This window comes from Zavarzinella formosa DSM 19928, assembly GCF_000255705.1.
GTDB lineage: Bacteria > Planctomycetota > Planctomycetia > Gemmatales > Gemmataceae > Zavarzinella > Zavarzinella formosa.
Map to the genome: position 1 here is coordinate 976,071 of NZ_JH636440.1, position 17,894 is coordinate 993,964.

Annotated in this window: 17 protein-coding genes; 7 read left to right on the top strand and 10 right to left on the bottom strand. The window is 61.1% G+C overall.

Going from position 1 to position 17,894, the window contains the following annotated elements:
• Positions 1–49: 49 nt before the first annotated feature.
• On the bottom strand, positions 50–433 hold the full coding sequence (locus tag BGIM_RS0115320; protein WP_020470635.1) for a hypothetical protein: 384 nt from the start codon (positions 431–433) through the stop codon (positions 50–52).
• 113 nt (positions 434–546) lie between these two features.
• Complete coding sequence (locus BGIM_RS57530) at positions 547–999, bottom strand: DUF695 domain-containing protein (protein ID WP_020470636.1); 453 nt, start codon at positions 997–999, stop codon at positions 547–549.
• A gap of 278 nt (positions 1,000–1,277) precedes the next feature.
• Here BGIM_RS57530 and BGIM_RS50515 point away from each other — a divergent pair, with 278 nt between their 5' ends.
• Positions 1,278–2,582 carry a sulfatase-like hydrolase/transferase gene (locus BGIM_RS50515; RefSeq protein ID WP_020470637.1) on the top strand — a complete coding sequence of 435 codons (1,305 nt, stop codon included), beginning with the start codon at positions 1,278–1,280 and terminating at the stop codon, positions 2,580–2,582.
• A 113-nt stretch (positions 2,583–2,695) separates the two neighbouring features.
• Here BGIM_RS50515 and BGIM_RS62925 read toward each other — a convergent pair whose 3' ends face one another.
• Complete coding sequence (locus BGIM_RS62925; RefSeq protein ID WP_020470638.1) at positions 2,696–4,102, bottom strand: c-type cytochrome; 1,407 nt, start codon at positions 4,100–4,102, stop codon at positions 2,696–2,698.
• A 102-nt stretch (positions 4,103–4,204) separates the two neighbouring features.
• Between BGIM_RS62925 and BGIM_RS0115345 the strand changes: the two genes are divergently transcribed.
• Positions 4,205–7,801, top strand: a complete 3,597-nt coding sequence (locus tag BGIM_RS0115345; RefSeq protein ID WP_020470639.1) for a PQQ-binding-like beta-propeller repeat protein — start codon at positions 4,205–4,207, stop codon at positions 7,799–7,801.
• Positions 7,798–8,811 carry an AAA family ATPase gene (locus BGIM_RS0115350; protein ID WP_020470640.1) on the top strand — a complete coding sequence of 338 codons (1,014 nt, stop codon included), beginning with the start codon at positions 7,798–7,800 and terminating at the stop codon, positions 8,809–8,811. Before BGIM_RS0115345 ends, BGIM_RS0115350 begins: the two co-directional genes overlap by 4 nt.
• 211 nt (positions 8,812–9,022) lie before the next feature.
• Here the strand turns inward: BGIM_RS0115350 and BGIM_RS0115355 are convergent, their stop codons facing one another.
• Positions 9,023–9,280 carry a hypothetical protein gene (locus BGIM_RS0115355; protein WP_020470641.1) on the bottom strand — a complete coding sequence of 86 codons (258 nt, stop codon included), beginning with the start codon at positions 9,278–9,280 and terminating at the stop codon, positions 9,023–9,025.
• Positions 9,281–9,540: 260 nt separating this feature from the next.
• Between BGIM_RS0115355 and BGIM_RS62930 the strand changes: the two genes are divergently transcribed.
• The gene (locus tag BGIM_RS62930) at positions 9,541–9,969 is read left to right on the top strand and encodes a hypothetical protein (protein ID WP_157369023.1); all 429 of its coding nucleotides are present in this window, start codon (positions 9,541–9,543) and stop codon (positions 9,967–9,969) included.
• A gap of 176 nt (positions 9,970–10,145) precedes the next feature.
• On the opposite strand, the gene BGIM_RS0115365 is transcribed toward BGIM_RS62930, so the two are convergent.
• The 5 genes from BGIM_RS0115365 to BGIM_RS0115385 all read right to left on the bottom strand — a co-directional run bounded on the left by BGIM_RS0115365 (position 10,146) and on the right by BGIM_RS0115385 (position 14,205).
• Positions 10,146–10,442 (bottom strand): hypothetical protein, encoded by a 297-nt coding sequence (locus BGIM_RS0115365; protein ID WP_020470643.1) that lies wholly within the window; start codon positions 10,440–10,442, stop codon positions 10,146–10,148.
• Positions 10,443–10,567: 125 nt separating this feature from the next.
• Positions 10,568–11,161 (bottom strand): hypothetical protein, encoded by a 594-nt coding sequence (locus tag BGIM_RS0115370; RefSeq protein WP_020470644.1) that lies wholly within the window; start codon positions 11,159–11,161, stop codon positions 10,568–10,570.
• 62 nt (positions 11,162–11,223) lie between these two features.
• Positions 11,224–11,835 (bottom strand): alpha-ketoglutarate-dependent dioxygenase AlkB, encoded by a 612-nt coding sequence (locus BGIM_RS0115375; protein WP_020470645.1) that lies wholly within the window; start codon positions 11,833–11,835, stop codon positions 11,224–11,226.
• Positions 11,836–11,911: 76 nt separating this feature from the next.
• On the bottom strand, positions 11,912–12,346 hold the full coding sequence (locus BGIM_RS0115380) for an ankyrin repeat domain-containing protein (protein ID WP_020470646.1): 435 nt from the start codon (positions 12,344–12,346) through the stop codon (positions 11,912–11,914).
• 620 nt (positions 12,347–12,966) lie between these two features.
• Positions 12,967–14,205 (bottom strand): DEAD/DEAH box helicase, encoded by a 1,239-nt coding sequence (locus BGIM_RS0115385; RefSeq protein WP_020470647.1) that lies wholly within the window; start codon positions 14,203–14,205, stop codon positions 12,967–12,969.
• Positions 14,206–14,916: 711 nt separating this feature from the next.
• On the opposite strand from BGIM_RS0115385, the gene BGIM_RS0115400 reads away from it, so the two are divergent.
• The gene (locus BGIM_RS0115400; RefSeq protein ID WP_020470650.1) at positions 14,917–15,312 is read left to right on the top strand and encodes a hypothetical protein; all 396 of its coding nucleotides are present in this window, start codon (positions 14,917–14,919) and stop codon (positions 15,310–15,312) included.
• Positions 15,313–15,462: 150 nt separating this feature from the next.
• On the opposite strand, the gene BGIM_RS0115405 is transcribed toward BGIM_RS0115400, so the two are convergent.
• Positions 15,463–16,410 carry an NAD-dependent epimerase/dehydratase family protein gene (locus tag BGIM_RS0115405; RefSeq protein ID WP_020470651.1) on the bottom strand — a complete coding sequence of 316 codons (948 nt, stop codon included), beginning with the start codon at positions 16,408–16,410 and terminating at the stop codon, positions 15,463–15,465.
• 116 nt (positions 16,411–16,526) lie between these two features.
• On the opposite strand from BGIM_RS0115405, the gene BGIM_RS0115410 reads away from it, so the two are divergent.
• Positions 16,527–17,402 carry a bifunctional 5,10-methylenetetrahydrofolate dehydrogenase/5,10-methenyltetrahydrofolate cyclohydrolase gene (locus BGIM_RS0115410; protein ID WP_020470652.1) on the top strand — a complete coding sequence of 292 codons (876 nt, stop codon included), beginning with the start codon at positions 16,527–16,529 and terminating at the stop codon, positions 17,400–17,402.
• 19 nt (positions 17,403–17,421) lie between these two features.
• Entirely contained in the window at positions 17,422–17,766 is a 345-nt protein-coding gene (locus BGIM_RS0115415; RefSeq protein WP_020470653.1) for a histidine triad nucleotide-binding protein, read from the top strand.
• The last annotated feature ends 128 nt before the right edge of the window (positions 17,767–17,894 follow it).

Here is a 17,894-nt window from a genome sequence, read left to right on the forward strand (position 1 = left end):
ACTGCCTCCGGGGGCTGACGCCACCCGGCTCGCCGGTCCTTGAGTGGCTTCAAACACCATCACTCATCGCCATTTTTGTGGTGACGGAAATCAGGGCCGTCAGAAACAAAATCAAGAAATCAAACGCCCATCCCAGCCACCAATAACGCCCCCATACCCAAGGAGAGGCCACCATCACCACCGCCGATAGTCCAAGATGGACAAGGAGCAAGATGTCCACTGCCTGAGCATGCCAAGGATAAGGATTCAGAAGGACCTGACGTTGAGGCGGATACCCAAAGACGATCCCCAAAAAGAATATTTGAACGGGGCAAATCGCCAAGGCTGTGAACCAAGCCAACCGGCAACGACTGCTTTGCATCCACAACAAAGCCGATTTGTCCTGGGGCGAATCCGAATAGTCCTCAATGAGTTGTTTGGTGTCGTTTGTCATGCGGTGATCTCCTTGCCCAAAAACGTGCTCAAGGATACAGGCCGGTCGTGGCCATCGTCGCTCCAAGGGCTATCCCGGTTGAGCCTTTGTTTCTGATATGCAAATGATCTGAGTCACTCATACAAACCGTACACATCCCAAGTCGGATCGCTCGCCACGTAGTGTTGAACCTCATGATCCCCGGCGGCGGCCTCCGCAGCCTTCACCGCCCCGGCGGCGTCGGCTTCCGACCGGATGTAGAAGACAAACTCCCTCATTCCGTTCGTGGTAATCGCCAAGACCAGCACGCCCCGGCGCGACGGCGTCAATGCCCCGCGCAGGGCGTCCTCGATCTGGTCGAGTTCCTCAATCTCATCCGGTTCCGGAAGTCCCTCTGGGGAAGGCCGCAACAGGGGAATCGCGATCCCCAGTCGGAACGACAACTCCGGGTGCCCCTTGAACGGGGCCGCCCCGGTGTGACGCCGGATAAACATCGGCGCCCCTTCGCTTTCGCCCCGCAGGATGGCCCAATTGTCATCCGAAAACGAGGAGAGAGGAAGATGCTTCTTCTTTCCAAACGGCCACATGGCAGCCCTTTCTTTTGCCTCATGACTAACCGGAGTTGATTGGACACCCATGACGAGGCCCCGGAAACGCCGAACGACCTGACCCGCTTGCCAGGGCCGAAAAACGCCTTGCTCATTTCACCGCCGCCAAGATCGCCGGTCAACGAGAATGTTGGGTTTGGCGCATGGTTGTCGCCAATTGGCCCAAACAAGGGAGAACGATTCGCTGTCGGCCGGGCGGGCATAAGACATTCAATGGGTTCTGATTCGCCGGGTCGCTTTCGCAAGGGAATCTTTCCATGAACATTCGCTGGCTGTTGTGTTGCTGGCTTCTCGCAGCGGGCGTTCTTCCGGCGGCGGACCGGCCGAATGTGTTGTTCATCCTTGCGGACGACCAGCGGTGGGACACCATCCGGGCCTTGGGCAATCCGGAGATCCAAACCCCAAACCTCGATCAATTGGCGGAGCGGGGATTCGTCTTTCGCAATGCGTATTGCCAGGGAGGAATGGTCCCGGCCGTGTGCGTGCCCAGCCGGACCATGTTGATGACGGGCCGGTCCCTGTTTCACATTCCCGCCGGTAATGCGAAGACTTATGACAAGCCAACTTTGGGCGGGGTATTTCGGCAGGCCGGTTATGCCACGTTGTTTGTCGGAAAGCGGGACAACAGTTTTCTGGCGGGAAACGAGGCGTTTGAGAAGGTGATTTATCACACCGCCCCGATGACCGAGCGGGCGGGGCAAAGTCGCTTCATGGCCGAATCGGCCATCAAATGGCTGAAGGAACAGCCAGCGGGGAAAAAGCCTTTTTTCATCTATCTCGGGCCGCCCGTGCCGCATGATCCCCGGCTGGCTCCGGAGGAATTTGTCAAACTCTACGACCCGGAGAAATTGACCCTCTCGCCGAATTTCATGCCACAACATCCGTTCGACAATGGCGAATTGAAAGTGCGCGACGAGTTATTGGCCCCGATCCCGCGAACGCCCGCTGACATGAAAAAACATCTCGCGGACTATTACGCGACCATTAGTAACCTCGATCATCATGTCGGCCGGATTATCGTCCAACTGAAGGAGTCCGGCGAACTGGACAAGACCATCGTGGTCTTCACCAGCGATCAGGGGCTGGCCGTCGGCGGTCGGCACGGGCTGATGGGGAAACAGAACCTATACGAACATTTCAAATCCCCGCTCATCATCGCCGGGCCGGGCATCCCGAAGGGAAAAAGCGACGCCCTTGCGTATCTCTTTGACCTTTTCCCCACGTTATGCGACGCGACCGGGACGGAGATTCCCAAAGTGTGCGAGGGAAGCAGCCTGATGCCGGTGGTCACCGGAAAGAAAGCGGCCGTGCGGGAAACCCTCTTCGGGGCGTATCGAAACTGTCAGCGGATGGTGCGGGATGAGCGTTGGAAGTTGATCGCCTACAACGCGGGCGGCGACAAGCACACCCAATTGTTCGATCTGAACGCGGACCCTGACGAATTGAAAAATCTTGCCGATGAACCCGCGCACAAGACCACTCGTGAACGGATGGAAAAACTGCTGGCGGCCGAGCGGAAAAAGTTCGGAGACCCGGTTGATTTCGATTCGCAGAAAAAATGAGTTTTTCAGTTTGCCAGATCACGGTCTTCGTTCATGCCAAACGGTATTGATGCTTTTCGCCTCAATCGCTCCCTTGAGGCGAAAACTGTTGGCCGACGCGAATGAATCCGAGATTAATCCCCCAAGTTCACGCCCATCTTCTCCCGCAACTCCCGGCGTTTGGCCGCGTCGCCGGCGGCCCGGATGAAATGCACCAAGTCCCAGAGGCGGGATTGGCCCGCTTCCTTTTCGGCCTCGGTCGGCTTCAGGTGCTTGTGGCTTGGCATCCCGACACCGGGGATGCCACAATAGAGCCGGGCGTACAAGTCTTGCGGGTCTTTGCTGACTCGGTAAGTCCCCTGCAGCAGATTACGCGGCCGGGTCATGCCGCCCCAAGCGTCGAATTGGTAGAGGGCGTTTCGGCCGTAATTCAGGTGGCAGGCGGTGCAGCCCCCTTGGGTGGCGTCGAGGAAGATCCGGTGCCCTCGGGCGGCCGCCTCCAGCCGTTGGGCGGGGGTGGCATACGGGTCCGGTTGCATGTCGAGCGGCTGTTCGTTGCTTCTTGCCCAGATTTTCAGAATATTGTCCAACGAAGAGAACAACATCTTCTCGGATTCGGCCGGGGCATAGTCATCGGCCTTGCGTTTGTCGGCGGCGGTCTTCATCAATTGAAATTCGCTCTCGCCCCGGATGCTTAGGAACATCACATAGCTGACCAGTTCTTCAATTTGGTTGGGCCGCAATCCGGCGAAGGAGGGCATCGCGGAGCCATCCAGCCCGTTGCGGATGGTGCGGGCCAGATCCGACCGGCGCGGTTTGGTCCCGGCGTCGTTCGGCTCGGCGGTGATGAACTTGAAGATCCCGCTGCGATAATCGCGGGGGAGCGGAATCAGGAACTTGCCTCCGGGACCGTTCCCGTCGCCGGTCGCCCCGTGGCATTGCTGGCAGTAGTTGCGAAACAGGTCGCCCCCTTTTTTCAGCATCTCCGGCTCCAGCCACAAATCGGTGACGGCCTTCTCGATGCCGGCCGAGGCTTTTTGCCAGCCCTCGATCACCTTCAAGTCTTCCTTGAGGCTAGCTTTCTCGTCAGCGTCTTTGGTCTTGTCAATGGTCTCTTTCATCCGCTTCAGACGGTCGGCGATGGCCGCTTCGCCCATGCCGACATGCGGTTCGGCCGGGGTGCCGAAGAGATTGTCCAAGCCGGTTTGGATTAGCGGTCGCGGATCGGTTTCGAGATGTTTGAAGACTTTGGTGGTGAGGATCGCCGAGCTTTTCACTTCGGGAATGAGCAACGCCGCGTCCCCCTGAAGCGAATCGAGCGGCTGATCCAGAAAACTCAACGGCGGCTGCCCCGGAAGATACCAGCCCGTTGGCGTTCCCTTCGGGGCGCTCAACACCATCCAATCGCTTCGCACGGGGAAGTTTGCTTCCACGGGCGTCTGGCGAATCGGGTCCGGCGATGGCTTGATGCAACCGACGACCAACAGCGCCGCGACGGGGGTGATGAGGGAGAGCGAAATCGCCGACAGGCGCGAAAGCATGGGGGATACCTGAATTCTCCGGAAACCTCTTGGCGACTTCCCAAACAGTTTTCCAAAGAAAATTCTTGTCCGGACGGACGAATCGTCAAGAATGAAGATCGCATGACCAACAATGCCATTTTGCCGAACCCCGACCTTTCCCCCGCGACCAGCAAGCGGGGACGCCGTGTTGTCGGCCTTTTTCTTCAGGCAACCATCGTTGCCTTCTGCTTCCTGATCGCCCCCCGCGACATCTCCTCCCAGCCGAAGGAACGGCCCGTCGTCGATAACCCGACGGCCAATCAGATCGCCGAGGCCGTCGAGAAGGGCAAGGCCGAGAAGTGGCTGGATGCCATCGAACAATTGCAACGAGTGATGGACACCGCCGGGGATGAGCTGGTCCCGGCCGACAAGCACCGGCAGATTCCGGCCCGGTGGGTGGCGCAGGGGCATTTGTCCCGGTTGCCGCCGATGGCGTTGAAACTGTACCGGCAACGGGTGGACGGCCAGGCCGCCCGACGGGTGGTCGAGGCGAAGAAGGCGCCGTCGTCGGCCGGATTGCACCTGATCCTTGCGGAGATGTTCAACAGCGCCGCCTCCGAGGAGGCGATTTTGGAACTGGCCCGGCGGGCCTTCGCGGCCGGGAATCTTGAAGAGGCGGCTCATTACTGGCGAATGCTGCTGCCCGGTTCGCCGGACGACGGCGAGCTTCATTTTCCGCAACCACAGACAACCGCCGCCGCCATCAAGGCCCGGCTGATTTTGGTTCAACTCTATCGCGGGGAGCGTGACGAAGCGGCCGTCGCCATCGAAGCGTTGAAGAAGGAATCTCCGGACGCGGGCGGCCTGCTGGCTGGCAAGACGGCCAAGTACGTTGATACGCTGTCGGCCCTGCTGGCCAAACCCGAACAAAGCACGTTGCCGCATTCGACGCCGGAACCGGGGTGGAACACCTTCGCCGGGCAGCCAAGCCGCGACGGCAATATCCACGCCCCGCTGCCGTACTTCTGGCCGGACCAGCCGACTTGGAAGAGTCCGCTGCCGTTCCCCCGGCCCGGCCGGCTGGAGGAATCGCCGGTGAACCCGTTCCACCGGAACGCGCTGGCGTTTTACCCGGTGGTCGGCCCTTCGGAGGCGTTGGTCGCCGATGGAAAGAATGTCTGGTCTGTGAATTTGAAGCACGGGGCCACGACGCCGATTTACGCCTTCCTTGGCGGCACGAACACAATCATCCCGAGCGCCCGCGATGTGCGGCACTCGATGACCATCCACGGCCGCAAGGTTTACGCCCGGTTGGGCGACCAAGCCTTGAAGCCGCCGTTGGGCGAGGATGCCCCCAAACCCAAAAGCGAGATTGTCGCTCTCGGGCCGCGAACCGCCGAATCCCCGAATCGCAAGCCGCTGTGGAAACTTTCCCCGCCGACGGTCCCGGAATCGTGGACCATCTGGGAAGGCTGCCCGATTGTGACGAATGAACACATCGTTGCCATGTTCTGGCGGCAGGCCGGGGGCGAAACCGTCGCCGGAGTGGTGTGCTATCGGCAGGCCGAGGCGGGCGAGGTTCCCGAACTGCTCTGGCAGCGAATCGTCGGCAAGTCCGGCGGGGAACCGAACTCCGAATACCGCTCGCGACACGAACTGCTGACGCTGGCGAATGGAACCATCCTCGTCTCTCCGCAAGCCGGAAGCGTGATGGCCCTTGATCTCCGCACCGGGCAACCGGCGTGGGAGTTCCGCTATCAAAGCGACGACCGGGCGGCGTTGCCGCGTTACCGCGACTTGTGCCCGCCGTTGGCTTCCGAGGGGAAAATCTTCGTCGCCCCGGCCGACAGCGATCATCTGTTCTGTCTGGACGCGTTCACCGGCCGGTTGATCTGGGAACGCGAAAACGTGGAGGTTTGTCATCTGCTCGGCGTCGCCAGGGGGCGGTTGATCGCCACCTTCGGCGGGGCGTTGAAAGGTCTGCGCGGCTTGAACACCCGCACCGGGGCCGACAGCGGGACGGATGGATGGACCCTGCACGATCAAACCGGAGAAATCACCTTCGGCCGGGGACTGGTCACCGATGAGGCCGTCGTCTGGCCCACCCGGAATGGCTTGCTGTTTGTCAGCCCCGAGGACGGCCGGCCGCTGCGGTTGCCGGTTTCGGGAAGTTTCGGGAATCTGGTCTTCGCCGAGGGTTGTCTGCTGGTGGCGACTGGCACGGAACTATGGTGTTACGCGGCCGAGGAAAAAGCCCCGGCCAAGAAAGCCGACATCGACGCCCTGCCCCCCGACAAGATGCTTTGGAACGCGGAAGGCCGGCCGATCCGGGCCGGGCAGCTTCGCCCGAATGAAGGCCCGATGCCCAAGCCGGACGATATGAACGACGCCCCGGCGACGATCCCCCCAAGTTTGCTGGAAGCCCCGCTTGATCGCCGACTGGTCTCCCGAATCAATGATCCGGCGTTGCGAATCCTCGCGGAATCTCCCCGCCTTATCGCCATCGGGGAACAACTTCACATCGGAACCCAATCAATCCCGAACCCCGTCCGGCACGAAATCACCTTCGCCGGTGAAACCGCGAAGGCCATCATCCTCGCCGGGCCTGCCGGGTTCACCGCCCTGCACCCGAACCGGCTCACGGTGATGTGGGAGTTGCTTCTCGACGCCAACGCCCCCCGGCTGACATTGCCCGGTCGGCCGCTATTGCCGCTGGCTTCCGGCGCGGAACCATCAACAACCTTTGATGCGTTCACGCTGACGGAAGAAGGTTTGTTTGTTGTCCATGATTCCCATGATCTGCTTTGTTATTCGCCGGTCACCGGGAATTTAAAATGGGGCCGCCGGACGGAGGAATTGCATCCTCGTGTGTCGTTCACGGCTTCTTGGAACCCGCATGTCGCCCGTTCGGGCAAACACTTGGCGGCCCAATCCTCCACCGGCGTGGTCGGCCTGTTGGACGCGGAAACGGGCGATGTTCGCCATGTGATGAAAGCCCCGGCCAAGCCGTGGATCGAACCGCCCGTCTCCCCCGAGGCAGGCCGATTCATCTGGCCGATGGAAGACAGCTTGTTGCTGTTCGATGCGATCCGCAACGAACCGGTTGCCAAATACGAAATCCCGAACCCGGTCAGCCTGAGCGGCCAGCCTCCCCGGTTGCGAATGCACCACAACGAGCTTCTGGTGTTGATCGATCGCAACGCCCGGACGGAACTGGATGTCCTGCAGGCTGAGAATCTCCGGCGCAAGTGGAGCCAGCCCCCCGTTTACCTCGGCCGTCGCTTCGAGGCCATCACCGCCGTGGACGAACGCTTTCTCGTGATCGCGGACGACCGGTTGTCGGCCTATTCATGGAACGAGGCCGAACCGCTTTGGTCGAAGCCATTGCCCCCGAGCGACACGCCCCGCCGGATGACGACCACCCCCGCCGGATTGTGGGTCGCCCCGCAAGAACCGGCGATGACCCGCCGGACGTTTGACCCCCTCGCCGCCTTCCGGCAAGCCGGTTGGGACACGGAACGATTGGTTCGGGCCGTCGCGGATTCCTATGATGTGTGGACACAACGGGAGTGGCCCCTGCTGTTGGTCAGCCCGGCCGACGGGGAGACGATCCAACGGTGGAACCTCCCGGCCCTCGGCCCGGCGGGCGGCCTCGACATCGGCCGCACGCGGGCCAGCCTCCTCACCGGGCACGGCCTTTGGCGGTTGCTCCCCCTCGCGGAGAAAGCGGAACCTTGAATCCTCCCCCCCTTCCCGGTCATGAATCGGACGCCCTTGAGGGCGCGGAAAACCTTCGCAAATCAGCCCAGCGCATCCTCGCCGAATGCGGCAAGGTGATCGTCGGCCAGAAGGATGTCCTTGAACAACTGCTGATCGCCCTGTTCGCCCAGGGGCATTGCCTCCTTGTCGGCGTGCCGGGCCTCGCCAAGACCTTGATGATCCGTTCGCTTTCGGAATCGATGGATCTGACTTTCAAGCGAATCCAGTTCACCCCCGACCTGATGCCTTCGGACATCACCGGCACGGACATCCTCCAGGATGACCGGGCGACCGGGCAGCGCAGTTTCAAGTTCATCCCCGGCCCGCTGTTCGCCAATGTCGTTCTCGCGGACGAAATCAACCGGACGCCGCCGAAGACCCAGGCCGCCTTGCTGGAGGCCATGCAGGAACGCCAGGTGACCGTCGGCGGCCAGCGCTTTGTCTTGCCGGACCCGTTCTTCGTGCTGGCGACGCAAAACCCGATTGAGCAGGAAGGGACATACCCGCTGCCGGAAGCCCAACAAGACCGGTTCATGTTCAACATCAAGGTGGAGTACCCCACCGAAGACGAGGAATATCGAATCGTCGAGGCCACGACGCGGCGATCCCACACGAAAATCGAACACGCGGTGACCGGACCGGATTTGAAGGCTATGCAATCGCTGGTGATGGATGTGCCGGTGGCCGACCATGTGATCAAATACGCGATGAAACTGGTCCGCCGATCCCGCATCGACGCCCCGGACGCCCCGGATTTCGTCCGGAAGTTCGTGACCTGGGGGGCCGGGCCCCGCGCCAGCCAATACCTCGTCTGGGCCGGCAAATCACGGGCGCTCTTGTACGGCCGCCCTTATGTGGCAACGGAAGACATCCGGGCGATGGCCTACCCCGTGCTGCGGCACCGGATCATCACCAATTACAACGCCGAGGCCGAAGGCATCCGCACGGATGACATCATTCGACGACTGATTGAATCGACGGAAAGTTGAGTTTGCCGGGAAGCATCTCTCTGCCCCGGAGAGATGTGAACGTATTTTGGCCGGGGAATCATCCGTGCCCGAATGCCCCAGGCCGGACCGGCATTATTCCCCATCTCCGGGGCGGAGAGATGTGAACGTATTTTGGCCGGGGAATCATCCGTGCCCGAATGCCCCAGGCCGGACCGGCATTATTCCCCACTTCGGCCGGTTCATCGGCGAGTCATGAACCCCAGAAGCGCCACCATCTCCGTCGGCCGGGCGCGGCACTTGGTTCGGCACCTTCACGCGGCTCCGAACCGCCCTGCTTGGGTGACCGCCGCCAAAGGATGACGGCCGCGGCCGCCAGAGCCACGCCGCCGAACACCACCCCGCCCACCACATCCGGGCCGCCGGTGGCGAACCCGCCAACGAAGGCGAGCACGCCCACCGAACCGATGAGAACCCCCGGCATCCACCACAGCCCGGCATCGCTTCCCATTGAACCGCCTCCCGCCGTCGAACGGCCTGACTCAGCGGCGACGGGGCCGCAAAGCCGTCAACGTATGGAAAACCAGCGCTTTGGCTGGGCGAACCGGCGGCATCGATCACCTCCAATATTTGTCGGCGAATTGGTCTGATCTCTGTTCGGCGGAAAAAAATGTGCGTCAGGATTGGCCCGGTGTCGTCTTAGTTGTGGTTCGCTTCGCGCGGCGCTGTGCCGCTCGGCGAACTTCCGAAACACGAAACGGAGTCCGTCACATGAGGATAATCCTTCACGTCCTGACTTTGACCGCTCTGCTGGCGACTGCACCGAACCGGAGCTTCGCCTTGGAGAGTTTCTCTCCCGTCACCTGCAAAGAAGCCAAGGCTCTGGGCATGACGTTCCGCGCCCAAAAAGCCGGTGGCCCCAACGCCGTGCGGGTCGAAGTGACCTTCGAGGCCAAGGGGAAGTTGGAAGGGGTCAAGAAGGTCACCCTGCGCATGTATGATGGGGAGAAGCTACTCGTCTTCACCACCTTGAGCAACGAAGCGGAGGCCGCCGGTCGGTTCAAGGCGAGCTTTATGATCGATCGCGACCTGCTGGACAAGTCCAAGCTTTGGATTAGTTCATCCCTCGGCGGGGCCTCTGTGGGTGGGGCCTATGTCCTGAACGTGTCTGACATCGATGAGGTCAAGGGGCTTCGCTGAGGCACCGCCATCACCCTCCGGCGGCTTTCGAGCCAGCCGCCGGAGGGTGATGACAACGACGACAACCAATGAGACACTGACAGCCGAATGCTCAAGCTCGGCGGACCACCCCGCCCGAGCGACCTTTGATCGTGGCACATGTCGCCGTAGCGGGGCGGGTCTGCCGCGGCGAAAGGTTAGGCGGCGCCCCGCCGATGGGAGCGGATGATTGTTAGCACGTCGCAGAAGAGTCTGCGCGTCGCCAGAGGCCGCCGCCAGTAACGAAGCGGGCCGCAATAGAGGGTGACATTCCCCGTGGCCTTGGTCCTGTCGATGCCCAGCCCGATGCCGGCCTGCCCCCGGCGGCAGGAGCACCAGTGCAGCCCATCCCGCTCGCCCGTCTCGTCGATCTTGATGCCAGTCGCGACGATCCCGGCAAGGATACCGGGCCAGTGTTCGGCCGAAGCGGACTCGAACTCGGCGATCACACCCATCTGCGATGCTCCAAGCCGCCTGATGCTTGAGTTCGGCTTCCTCGTTCCCGCGACATCAGGATCGTCACGCCGGGGCAAGGACTCCGAGGGGCGTCGGCCAGGCGCGGTCCCCGGCCATCTCTCGATTAGATTACCCGGTCCTGATGTTCAATCTGGAGGTCTTTCTCCAGCCGTGATTCCAAGAATTCGACAAGCGGGGGCAAACTCTCAAGCCAGTTCATCGGCGCCCGGCGCCGATACGACCGCACCTGAACGCCGTCGCCGGTTTCGATGGGTCCGGTGCGACGAAGGTCGATGTGTTCGTCAATTCGTGGCTGTCCGTCCGGAACCGGACCATCCAGGCGGATGTGACAATACCCCTTTGGTTGTGTCGAAATGATTCCCGATCTCCCGTGAATCCGGATTGACTGGGCGCCGCCATGCTTCGCGGGATTCCCGGAGAACCCGTAAGAATAATCGTATCGCAGAGCCTCGGCGTCGCGTTCAATTGCGGAGAGAAGCGCGCGGGCCGCGTCACACAAGACTCCTCCCCGGCGAATGACGCGCGACCCGGGCGCGATGCCGCCGGCGACCGTGAAGTTCTCGTGGACGCCGAATGCGCCGCTGAATGCCGACCCTTCGGGGAACTGCGGCCCCCAGAGCAATCCCCAATCGCGGTGCGTCACCAGCAAGCGATGACTATCCTCGCCGTCATGAACAATGATCGCGGAAGCGGACATGTTCCCCCTCATGGCCAAACGGAACTTTGCTCTGGGGAGCCTCCGCCGTCGGACGCCCCGGTTCAACCGCCGACGCCGGGGCGGCTGGAACCCGCCATCCTCGCCCCAAGCCCCCGGTCACCCGCAATGTTTTGTTCGGCCTGTTTGATGCGCCGGAAGGTAAGGCTGATTCGCCCGTCCGACACGCCCTCGGCCCTCAATACCGCGTGTCGCCATGCCGCCTGCATGGCGGACGTCATGTGCAAGAGCGACCCGCCGACCAGAACCAGTTCGTGGATCTCGGAGCGGTCGGCCTCCCGCCGGAACGACATCGAGCGAGCCGTCCCAAGCGACACGATGCTGATGCCCGTGCCCGGCTCCAACTCATCCACGGAGTCTGAATGATATCCCATCGTGGAATCGCCAGTCGGGTAATAGTTGGCCAGGCAGTTGTTCGGCTCATACCCAACTGCCTCAGCCACCGCCGCGACGACCGGCGCCAGCGCCTCCGGCATCGGCGCCTCGGGCCAGATGTTGCCGGAGTAGTTGTATGGAACGCCAAAACTGGCCACCCGGCGGGCGCGGATGCGGTCGTCCCACGCGACACCGGACGCCAGCAGGGCAAAAAGTTCCGCGCCAACGGCTAAGAAGCCGGGCCAGAAAAACGCGACGCCCTCCTCAATCGGCGATTGCACTTTGGAAAGCCCTTTTCTTGCTGAACGCGCCAAAGTTCACCTGCTGCGGTGGTTGGCGAGACGTTTAACCTCGATTTTACTCGATGCCGCCGCAGTCAGGTGCGACGTCTTGTTCGGCAGGCTTTAGGTGCCGCTCAAGCAACGCCACAGCCCTCTGATTCCGGTATCGCCGGGCAACCGCAAACGCCTCGCCCGTCGGCGCCGCCCCGGCTGCCAAGAGCAACTCTGTAAGTTCGGTGGACTCGCGATCCGGTTTGTGGTGTCGCTGCCACGCGGCGTCACTTTCCAAGTCGATGGCGTGGACCAACGGCGTCCAACCCCCGCCCAAGTCACAGTTGACATCTTCGCCGTCCGCGATAAGCCGGCGAACTTCCTCGATTCGCCCGTGCTCGACGGCCGAGAACAGCAGCGGGCAAGGCAGATCAGGGGGGGCGTCCAAGTCGGCCAAGATTCGTCCGGCCAGAGTTTCGGCCTCCACGTTCCCAGCCACAAGCTCTTGACCATGCCCCATCGTTTGCCCTCCGCCGCCGAACAGATAATAGACCGACTCGCCAGTTGGCCTATTTCGGTCGTTGCGTTTGGTTTACTTGATCGCTGAACAACGTGTTAGCGTAACCGCCATATCGGCGGGTGTCAAATCCCAGTTCGCCAGTTGCCAATCCGGTGGCAGAAGACGGCTTCCTATCTGTTTTGAGTCAGCTTGATTCAGTTCCTTGGATGTGGCCCAAAGTGTTAAAGCGTGCGGTTGATGGCCCATTCCGAATCGTGGAGCCGGTGACGGCAATTGTCCGCCCGGCCCTGATGCCCCGCGCTCCGCTGCGAAGACTCCGCGTCGCGGCTTCACGGATTTTGAATCGGGCTTGATGATTTGAAGTGACCTCGCCCGCAACAGTTCGGCGTCGGTCTGTCAGAGGCGGCGGCGTTAGCGACGCCCAAGCTTGGGCCAGAAAAGCGGGCGAAGCATTTGAGAAGCGTATTTGCTCAGGAAGTTTGGGCGTCGCTGACGCCGCCGCCTCTGAAAAACCAACACCGGGCTGTTTGAGCTTGGGTGTCGTTGACGCGACCACCCAAACAACAAGAGCCCCGTCGCATGAAGCGACGGGGCTCTTGTTGTTTGTTATGACCGTTGGATTACAGCCGGTTGCTATACTTCCTGCCGGCTCGCCCGTAGACCGGGAGGCTTTGCTTCGGCGGTTCGTCGCTCTTGGGCGGGGCCTTGGGACGGAACGCCTCGAAACCTTCCACAATCCGGGCCGGGATGATCTTGTTGATCGTCATCTCGATCTCGGTCAGCACTTCCCCTTCGTCGGGCATCACGAAGGTGATCGCCTTGCCGTCGGCGCCCATCCGGCCGGTGCGGCCGATGCGGTGGACGTAGTTTTCGTTGTCATTCGGCAGGTCGTAGTTCACGATGTGCGAAATGCCCGAGACGTCGATGCCCCGGCTCATCACGTCCGTGGCGATCAGCACCGAGATGCGGCCGTCGCGGAAGGCGGCCATGATGCGTTCCCGCATGTTCTGTTGCAGGTCGCCGTGAATGGCGGCGCAGCGGATCTTGTGCCGCTTCAGTTGCCGGGCGAGGTTGTCGCAACCCCGCTTGCGTTCCACGAAGATGATGCACTGCCGGGGATTGTCGGTCGCCAGCAGTTTCAGCAACAGTTCCGTCTTCCGGTCTTCGTCCACGGTGATGTATGACTGGTCGATCCGGTCCACCGTCACCACTTCCGGGGAAACGTTCACATGCACCGGGTTGCGCATGTAGCGCTCGGTGAGCTTCAGCACGTCGGCCGGGAGCGTGGCGGACATCAGCAGTGTCTGCCGGTCCCGCGTGATCGTTTTCAAAATGCGTTCGATCTGGGGGCGAAAACCGATGTCGAGCATCCGGTCCGCCTCGTCGAGGACGAGGTATTTCACCTTGTCCAGTTGCAGCGTGCCCCGGCCGATATGGTCCAGCACCCGGCCGGGCGTGCCGACGATCAGGGTGCGGCCCTCGGCCAGTTGCTGGTTCTGCAAGCCGAAACCGGCCCCGCCGTAAATGACGGCCGAGCGGAAATGCTTGCTGGGGGAAAGCTTCACGGCCTCTTCGCCCACCTGGATGGCGAGTTCCCGCGTGGGGGCCAGCACAATGGCTTGCGGCTTCTTGAGGTCGCCCCCCCGCCAGGCGTTCATGAAGGGGATCAGGTACGCGGCCGTCTTGCCGGTGCCGGTTTGCGCCTGCCCGATCACGTCCGCGCCGGTGGCGGCCACGGGGATCAATTGGGCTTGGATGGGGGAAGCGACTTTGTAGCCCACCCGCTTCACGGCTTGGAGAAGGGGGGGAATGAGATTGAGGTCTTCAAACTTGGTCGGGATGTTTTCTTCGGTCGTCACGGGACTCTTGGACATGAGAAAGGCGGTTGAGGTTACAAACTAAGTTGAATGTCATGATACAAGGTTTTTGAAAAAAGAGGCAAGACGGGTTCTTTGTTCCGAAAACGAGGGTGAGCCGGTTGGATCGCATCGAAACCGGCGTTGTTCTCCCCTTGTTGAAAACGGGCCAACAAAGTCCGGATTCCGCCAAACGCCACGGATTATGACAAAATCATCTGGGTGCCTGGGTGTAATGCCCGAGGAATTTGCGAGGGTGGTGTTCAGTTTTGGGCCGGAAAATGACCAGTAATGACCGGTTTTAGGCTGAAAACGGCAAAAAACTGGTCAAAAAGTGGGTTCTGGAAGCCGTTTTGAACACCTTTTGGACCGGTTTTGCACCGAATTTTCGGTGCAAAATTGCCGGAACCCATCGTTTGGGCCACAAGGTTACAACCATTTCAGCGGCCGTTCTCTCGACCTCGTTGATGCGATTATTTTCCTGGCGAAGGCGGTTTCAAACTTGGCGCTTTCCGCCATTGTCTCTCTGCCGGAAAGTTGGCGCGGCCGTCATTTTTTGAAGATTTTGTGCCGAAATGGCGGGTTTTAACGGCATTTGGCCTCGCGCGTCCGGAAAAACCCGGTATGTTTGAATCAACCATCTCACTTACGGATCGCCGTGCGAGCATTAGGCATCGTCACGGCTGACCCGTCTGATTTCTCCGAAAGGGAACCATGGCCGACTATCGGAAACTTGCCATTGATCTGATCGCCGCCGGCGGCAAATTCGACGCCGTCGAAAGCCGCCTTCTCAAGAAGGCCCTGTATGCGGACGGCAAAATCTCCCACGAAGAAGTCCTCTTCGTCGGCGAATTGCGGACCTCAATGGTGAAGCGAGCCAAGGGCGAACAGACCGACGCGATCGACCGATTCTTCCTCGCCTGCCTGCATGATGGCATCATCGGCAACGGCATCATCAGCGCCGAGGAAGTCGGGATCATCAAGAAGCTGCTGGTCGCCGACAAGCGCCTCGCCCCGTCGGCCAAGAAGTTCCTCGAAAACCTCAAGAAGAAAGCCACCAGCGTGGCCCCGGAATTCGACGCCCTGCTCGCCAGCGTGTCGAAGAAGTAAGCAAGCGAAGACTAGCCACAAAGTCACAAAGGTCACACAAAGTTTCACAGAGAAGACTGAAGAGATATTTCTTCAAGAGTCTTCTTTGTGAAACTTTGTGTGACCTTTGTGACTTTGTGGTCAGTCTTCGCTTCTTTTCTCTTCTCCTGCTTATTCCCAGTTCTCACCCCGATACCACTTCGTCGTTTTCGCCAAGCCTTCCTCAAAAGTCACGGCCGGCTCGTAGCCAAGCAACGCTCGGGTGCGGGAGATGTCGGCCTTGGAGTAACGCACATCCCCGGCTCGTGCGGGGCCGAGTTCCGGTTTGATGTTGGTTCCGAGCGTTTTGTTCAATTCTTCCACCAGACGCAGCACCGTGACGCTGTTGCCGGTGCCGACGTTGAAGACCTGGCCGGAAACGCCGGGAGAACTGGCGGCTTTCATCAGGGCTTGCACGGCATTGCCGACGTAGGTGAAGTCCCGCGATTGCAAGCCGTCACCGTGAACCACGGGCGTTTTCCCCTGGCTCAGCAGCGATGTGAAAATGGCGATCACCCCGGAGTAGGGCGAATCGGGCCGCTGGCGGGGGCCGAAGATGTTGAAGAACCGCACGCGGACGGTTTCGATGCCGTAAGTCGCGGCAAACGCCTGCATGTAGTATTCCCCGGCGAGTTTGGCGGCCGCGTAGGGGGAGAGGGCGCAGGGCGTTTGGTCTTCCTTTTGGCCGTCGTCGGTCGTGGCCCCGCCGTACATGCTGGAACTGGCGGCAAACACCACCCGTTTGACCCCTGCCTTGCGGGCTTCATCCAGCACTTGCAAGGTGCCGGTCGCACAGGCGGCATGGCTGATGAGCGGGGTTTCCACGCTTCGGGCGACGGAGGCGAGCGCCCCGAGATGGTAAACGGTCTTCGCCCCGGCGACGGCTTTCGCCACGACGGGCTGATCCAAAATCGAGCCGGTGATTAATTCCACACGGTCGCCGTGGCGTTCGATGTTGGCCGCCTGCCCGGTGCTGAGATCATCCAGCACGCGGACCCGATCCCCCCGCTTCACCAAGGCGTCCACCAAATGGGAGCCGATGAACCCGGCTCCGCCCGTCACCAACGACAAGTCGCTCATGAGAGTCCTTCGATTTGATATCGTCAGGGTTGATTCAATGGCCGACGACGGGACGCGGCAACCCGCCGGGCGTACATCAACGGGGGATCAACGCGGAACCAACGGAACCATCGCGCATGCCGGCACAGAAAATCGACGGACAGGAACTCAGCAAGGCCATCCGGGCCGAAGTGGCCGCCGGGGTGGCCGCCCATGTCGCCGCCGGGGGCCGCCCGCCGGGGCTGGCCGCCGTGCTGGTGGGGGACAATCCCGCGAGCGAAGTCTACGTCCGCAGCAAGCGCAAAGCCTGCGAGGACGCAGGGATGAATAGCTGGCTGCACCGTCTCCCCGCGACCGCCAGCGAAGAAGACTTGTTGAAACTGGTCGCCGATCTCAACGCCGACCCGGCGGTTCACGGCATCTTGGTTCAATTGCCGCTGCCGAAGCAAATCCGGGAGGAGGCGATCATCAACGCCATCAGCCCGGCGAAGGATGTCGATGCCTTCCACCCGCAAAACGTCGGCCTGCTGGCGGCCGGGCATCCCCGCTATCTCCCCTGCACGCCGTTCGGCGTTCAGCAAATGCTGGCCCGGTCCGGCATTCCAACCATTGGGAAGAATGTTGTGGTGATCGGCCGCAGCAACATCGTCGGCAAGCCGATGGCCCTGATTCTGATGCAAAAGCCGACCAAAGACTTCCCCGAGGCGGGAGACGCCACCGTCACCGTGGTTCACCGGGGAACGAAAGACCTGCCGGCCGTGTGCCGCACCGCTGACATCCTGATTGCCGCCGTGGGGGTGGCGAAGTTTGTCACCGCCGATTTTGTGAAACCCGGCGCGGCCGTGATCGACGTGGGGATCAATTCCGTGGATGGAAAACTGGTCGGGGATGTGGATGCCGAATCGGTCTCCCCGGTGGCCGGCTGGCTTTCTCCGGTTCCGAAAGGCGTCGGCCCGATGACCATCACCATGTTGCTGCAAAACACGCTGAAATCGGCCGTTGCCGCGAAGTAATTCCAAGGAGTGCATCAAAATGATGACCGACAACATCTTCTTGAAGATCATCGAGAAGAAGATTCCCGCGAAGATCATTTACGAGGACGATCTTTGCCTCGCGTTCAACGACATCAACCCACAGGCCCCGACGCACGTCGTTCTGATTCCCAAAAAAGTGATTCCCACCCATGATGAGGTCACGAAAGAGGACAAAGAACTGCTGGGCCACCTGCATGTGGTCGCCGCACAACTCGCCGGGCAACTCGGTTTGACGGATGGCTATCGCCTCGTCATCAACTGCAAAGAACACGGCGGCCAAACCGTCCCCCACTTGCACATGCACTTGCTCGGGGGGCGGGGTTTGGGCTGGCCGCCGGGGTGAGAGACAAATTAGTCTTGGCGAGCCGAGCAGCGTAAGCTGCCGGGTGGCTTCCCGCAGGGAAGGTACTTCAGCCACGGGTTTAAGTCCGGCTGAGTAAAGGGGAGGCGGCTCGACCACCGGAAGCCACC

Excerpts from the sequence above, each read along its gene's own strand:
- BGIM_RS0115320 (WP_020470635.1), bottom strand. The coding sequence starts at position 433 with ATGACAAACGACACCAAACAACTCATTGAGGACTATTCGGATTCGCCC.
- BGIM_RS57530 (WP_020470636.1), bottom strand. The coding sequence starts at position 999 with ATGTGGCCGTTTGGAAAGAAGAAGCATCTTCCTCTCTCCTCGTTTTCG.
- BGIM_RS50515 (WP_020470637.1), top strand. The coding sequence starts at position 1,278 with ATGAACATTCGCTGGCTGTTGTGTTGCTGGCTTCTCGCAGCGGGCGTT.
- BGIM_RS62925 (WP_020470638.1), bottom strand. The coding sequence starts at position 4,102 with ATGCTTTCGCGCCTGTCGGCGATTTCGCTCTCCCTCATCACCCCCGTC.
- BGIM_RS0115345 (WP_020470639.1), top strand. The coding sequence starts at position 4,205 with ATGACCAACAATGCCATTTTGCCGAACCCCGACCTTTCCCCCGCGACC.
- BGIM_RS0115355 (WP_020470641.1), bottom strand. The coding sequence starts at position 9,280 with ATGGGAAGCGATGCCGGGCTGTGGTGGATGCCGGGGGTTCTCATCGGT.
- BGIM_RS62930 (WP_157369023.1), top strand. The coding sequence starts at position 9,541 with ATGAGGATAATCCTTCACGTCCTGACTTTGACCGCTCTGCTGGCGACT.
- BGIM_RS0115365 (WP_020470643.1), bottom strand. The coding sequence starts at position 10,442 with ATGGGTGTGATCGCCGAGTTCGAGTCCGCTTCGGCCGAACACTGGCCC.
- BGIM_RS0115370 (WP_020470644.1), bottom strand. The coding sequence starts at position 11,161 with ATGTCCGCTTCCGCGATCATTGTTCATGACGGCGAGGATAGTCATCGC.
- BGIM_RS0115380 (WP_020470646.1), bottom strand. The coding sequence starts at position 12,346 with ATGGGGCATGGTCAAGAGCTTGTGGCTGGGAACGTGGAGGCCGAAACT.
- BGIM_RS0115400 (WP_020470650.1), top strand. The coding sequence starts at position 14,917 with ATGGCCGACTATCGGAAACTTGCCATTGATCTGATCGCCGCCGGCGGC.
- BGIM_RS0115405 (WP_020470651.1), bottom strand. The coding sequence starts at position 16,410 with ATGAGCGACTTGTCGTTGGTGACGGGCGGAGCCGGGTTCATCGGCTCC.
- BGIM_RS0115410 (WP_020470652.1), top strand. The coding sequence starts at position 16,527 with ATGCCGGCACAGAAAATCGACGGACAGGAACTCAGCAAGGCCATCCGG.
- BGIM_RS0115415 (WP_020470653.1), top strand. The coding sequence starts at position 17,422 with ATGATGACCGACAACATCTTCTTGAAGATCATCGAGAAGAAGATTCCC.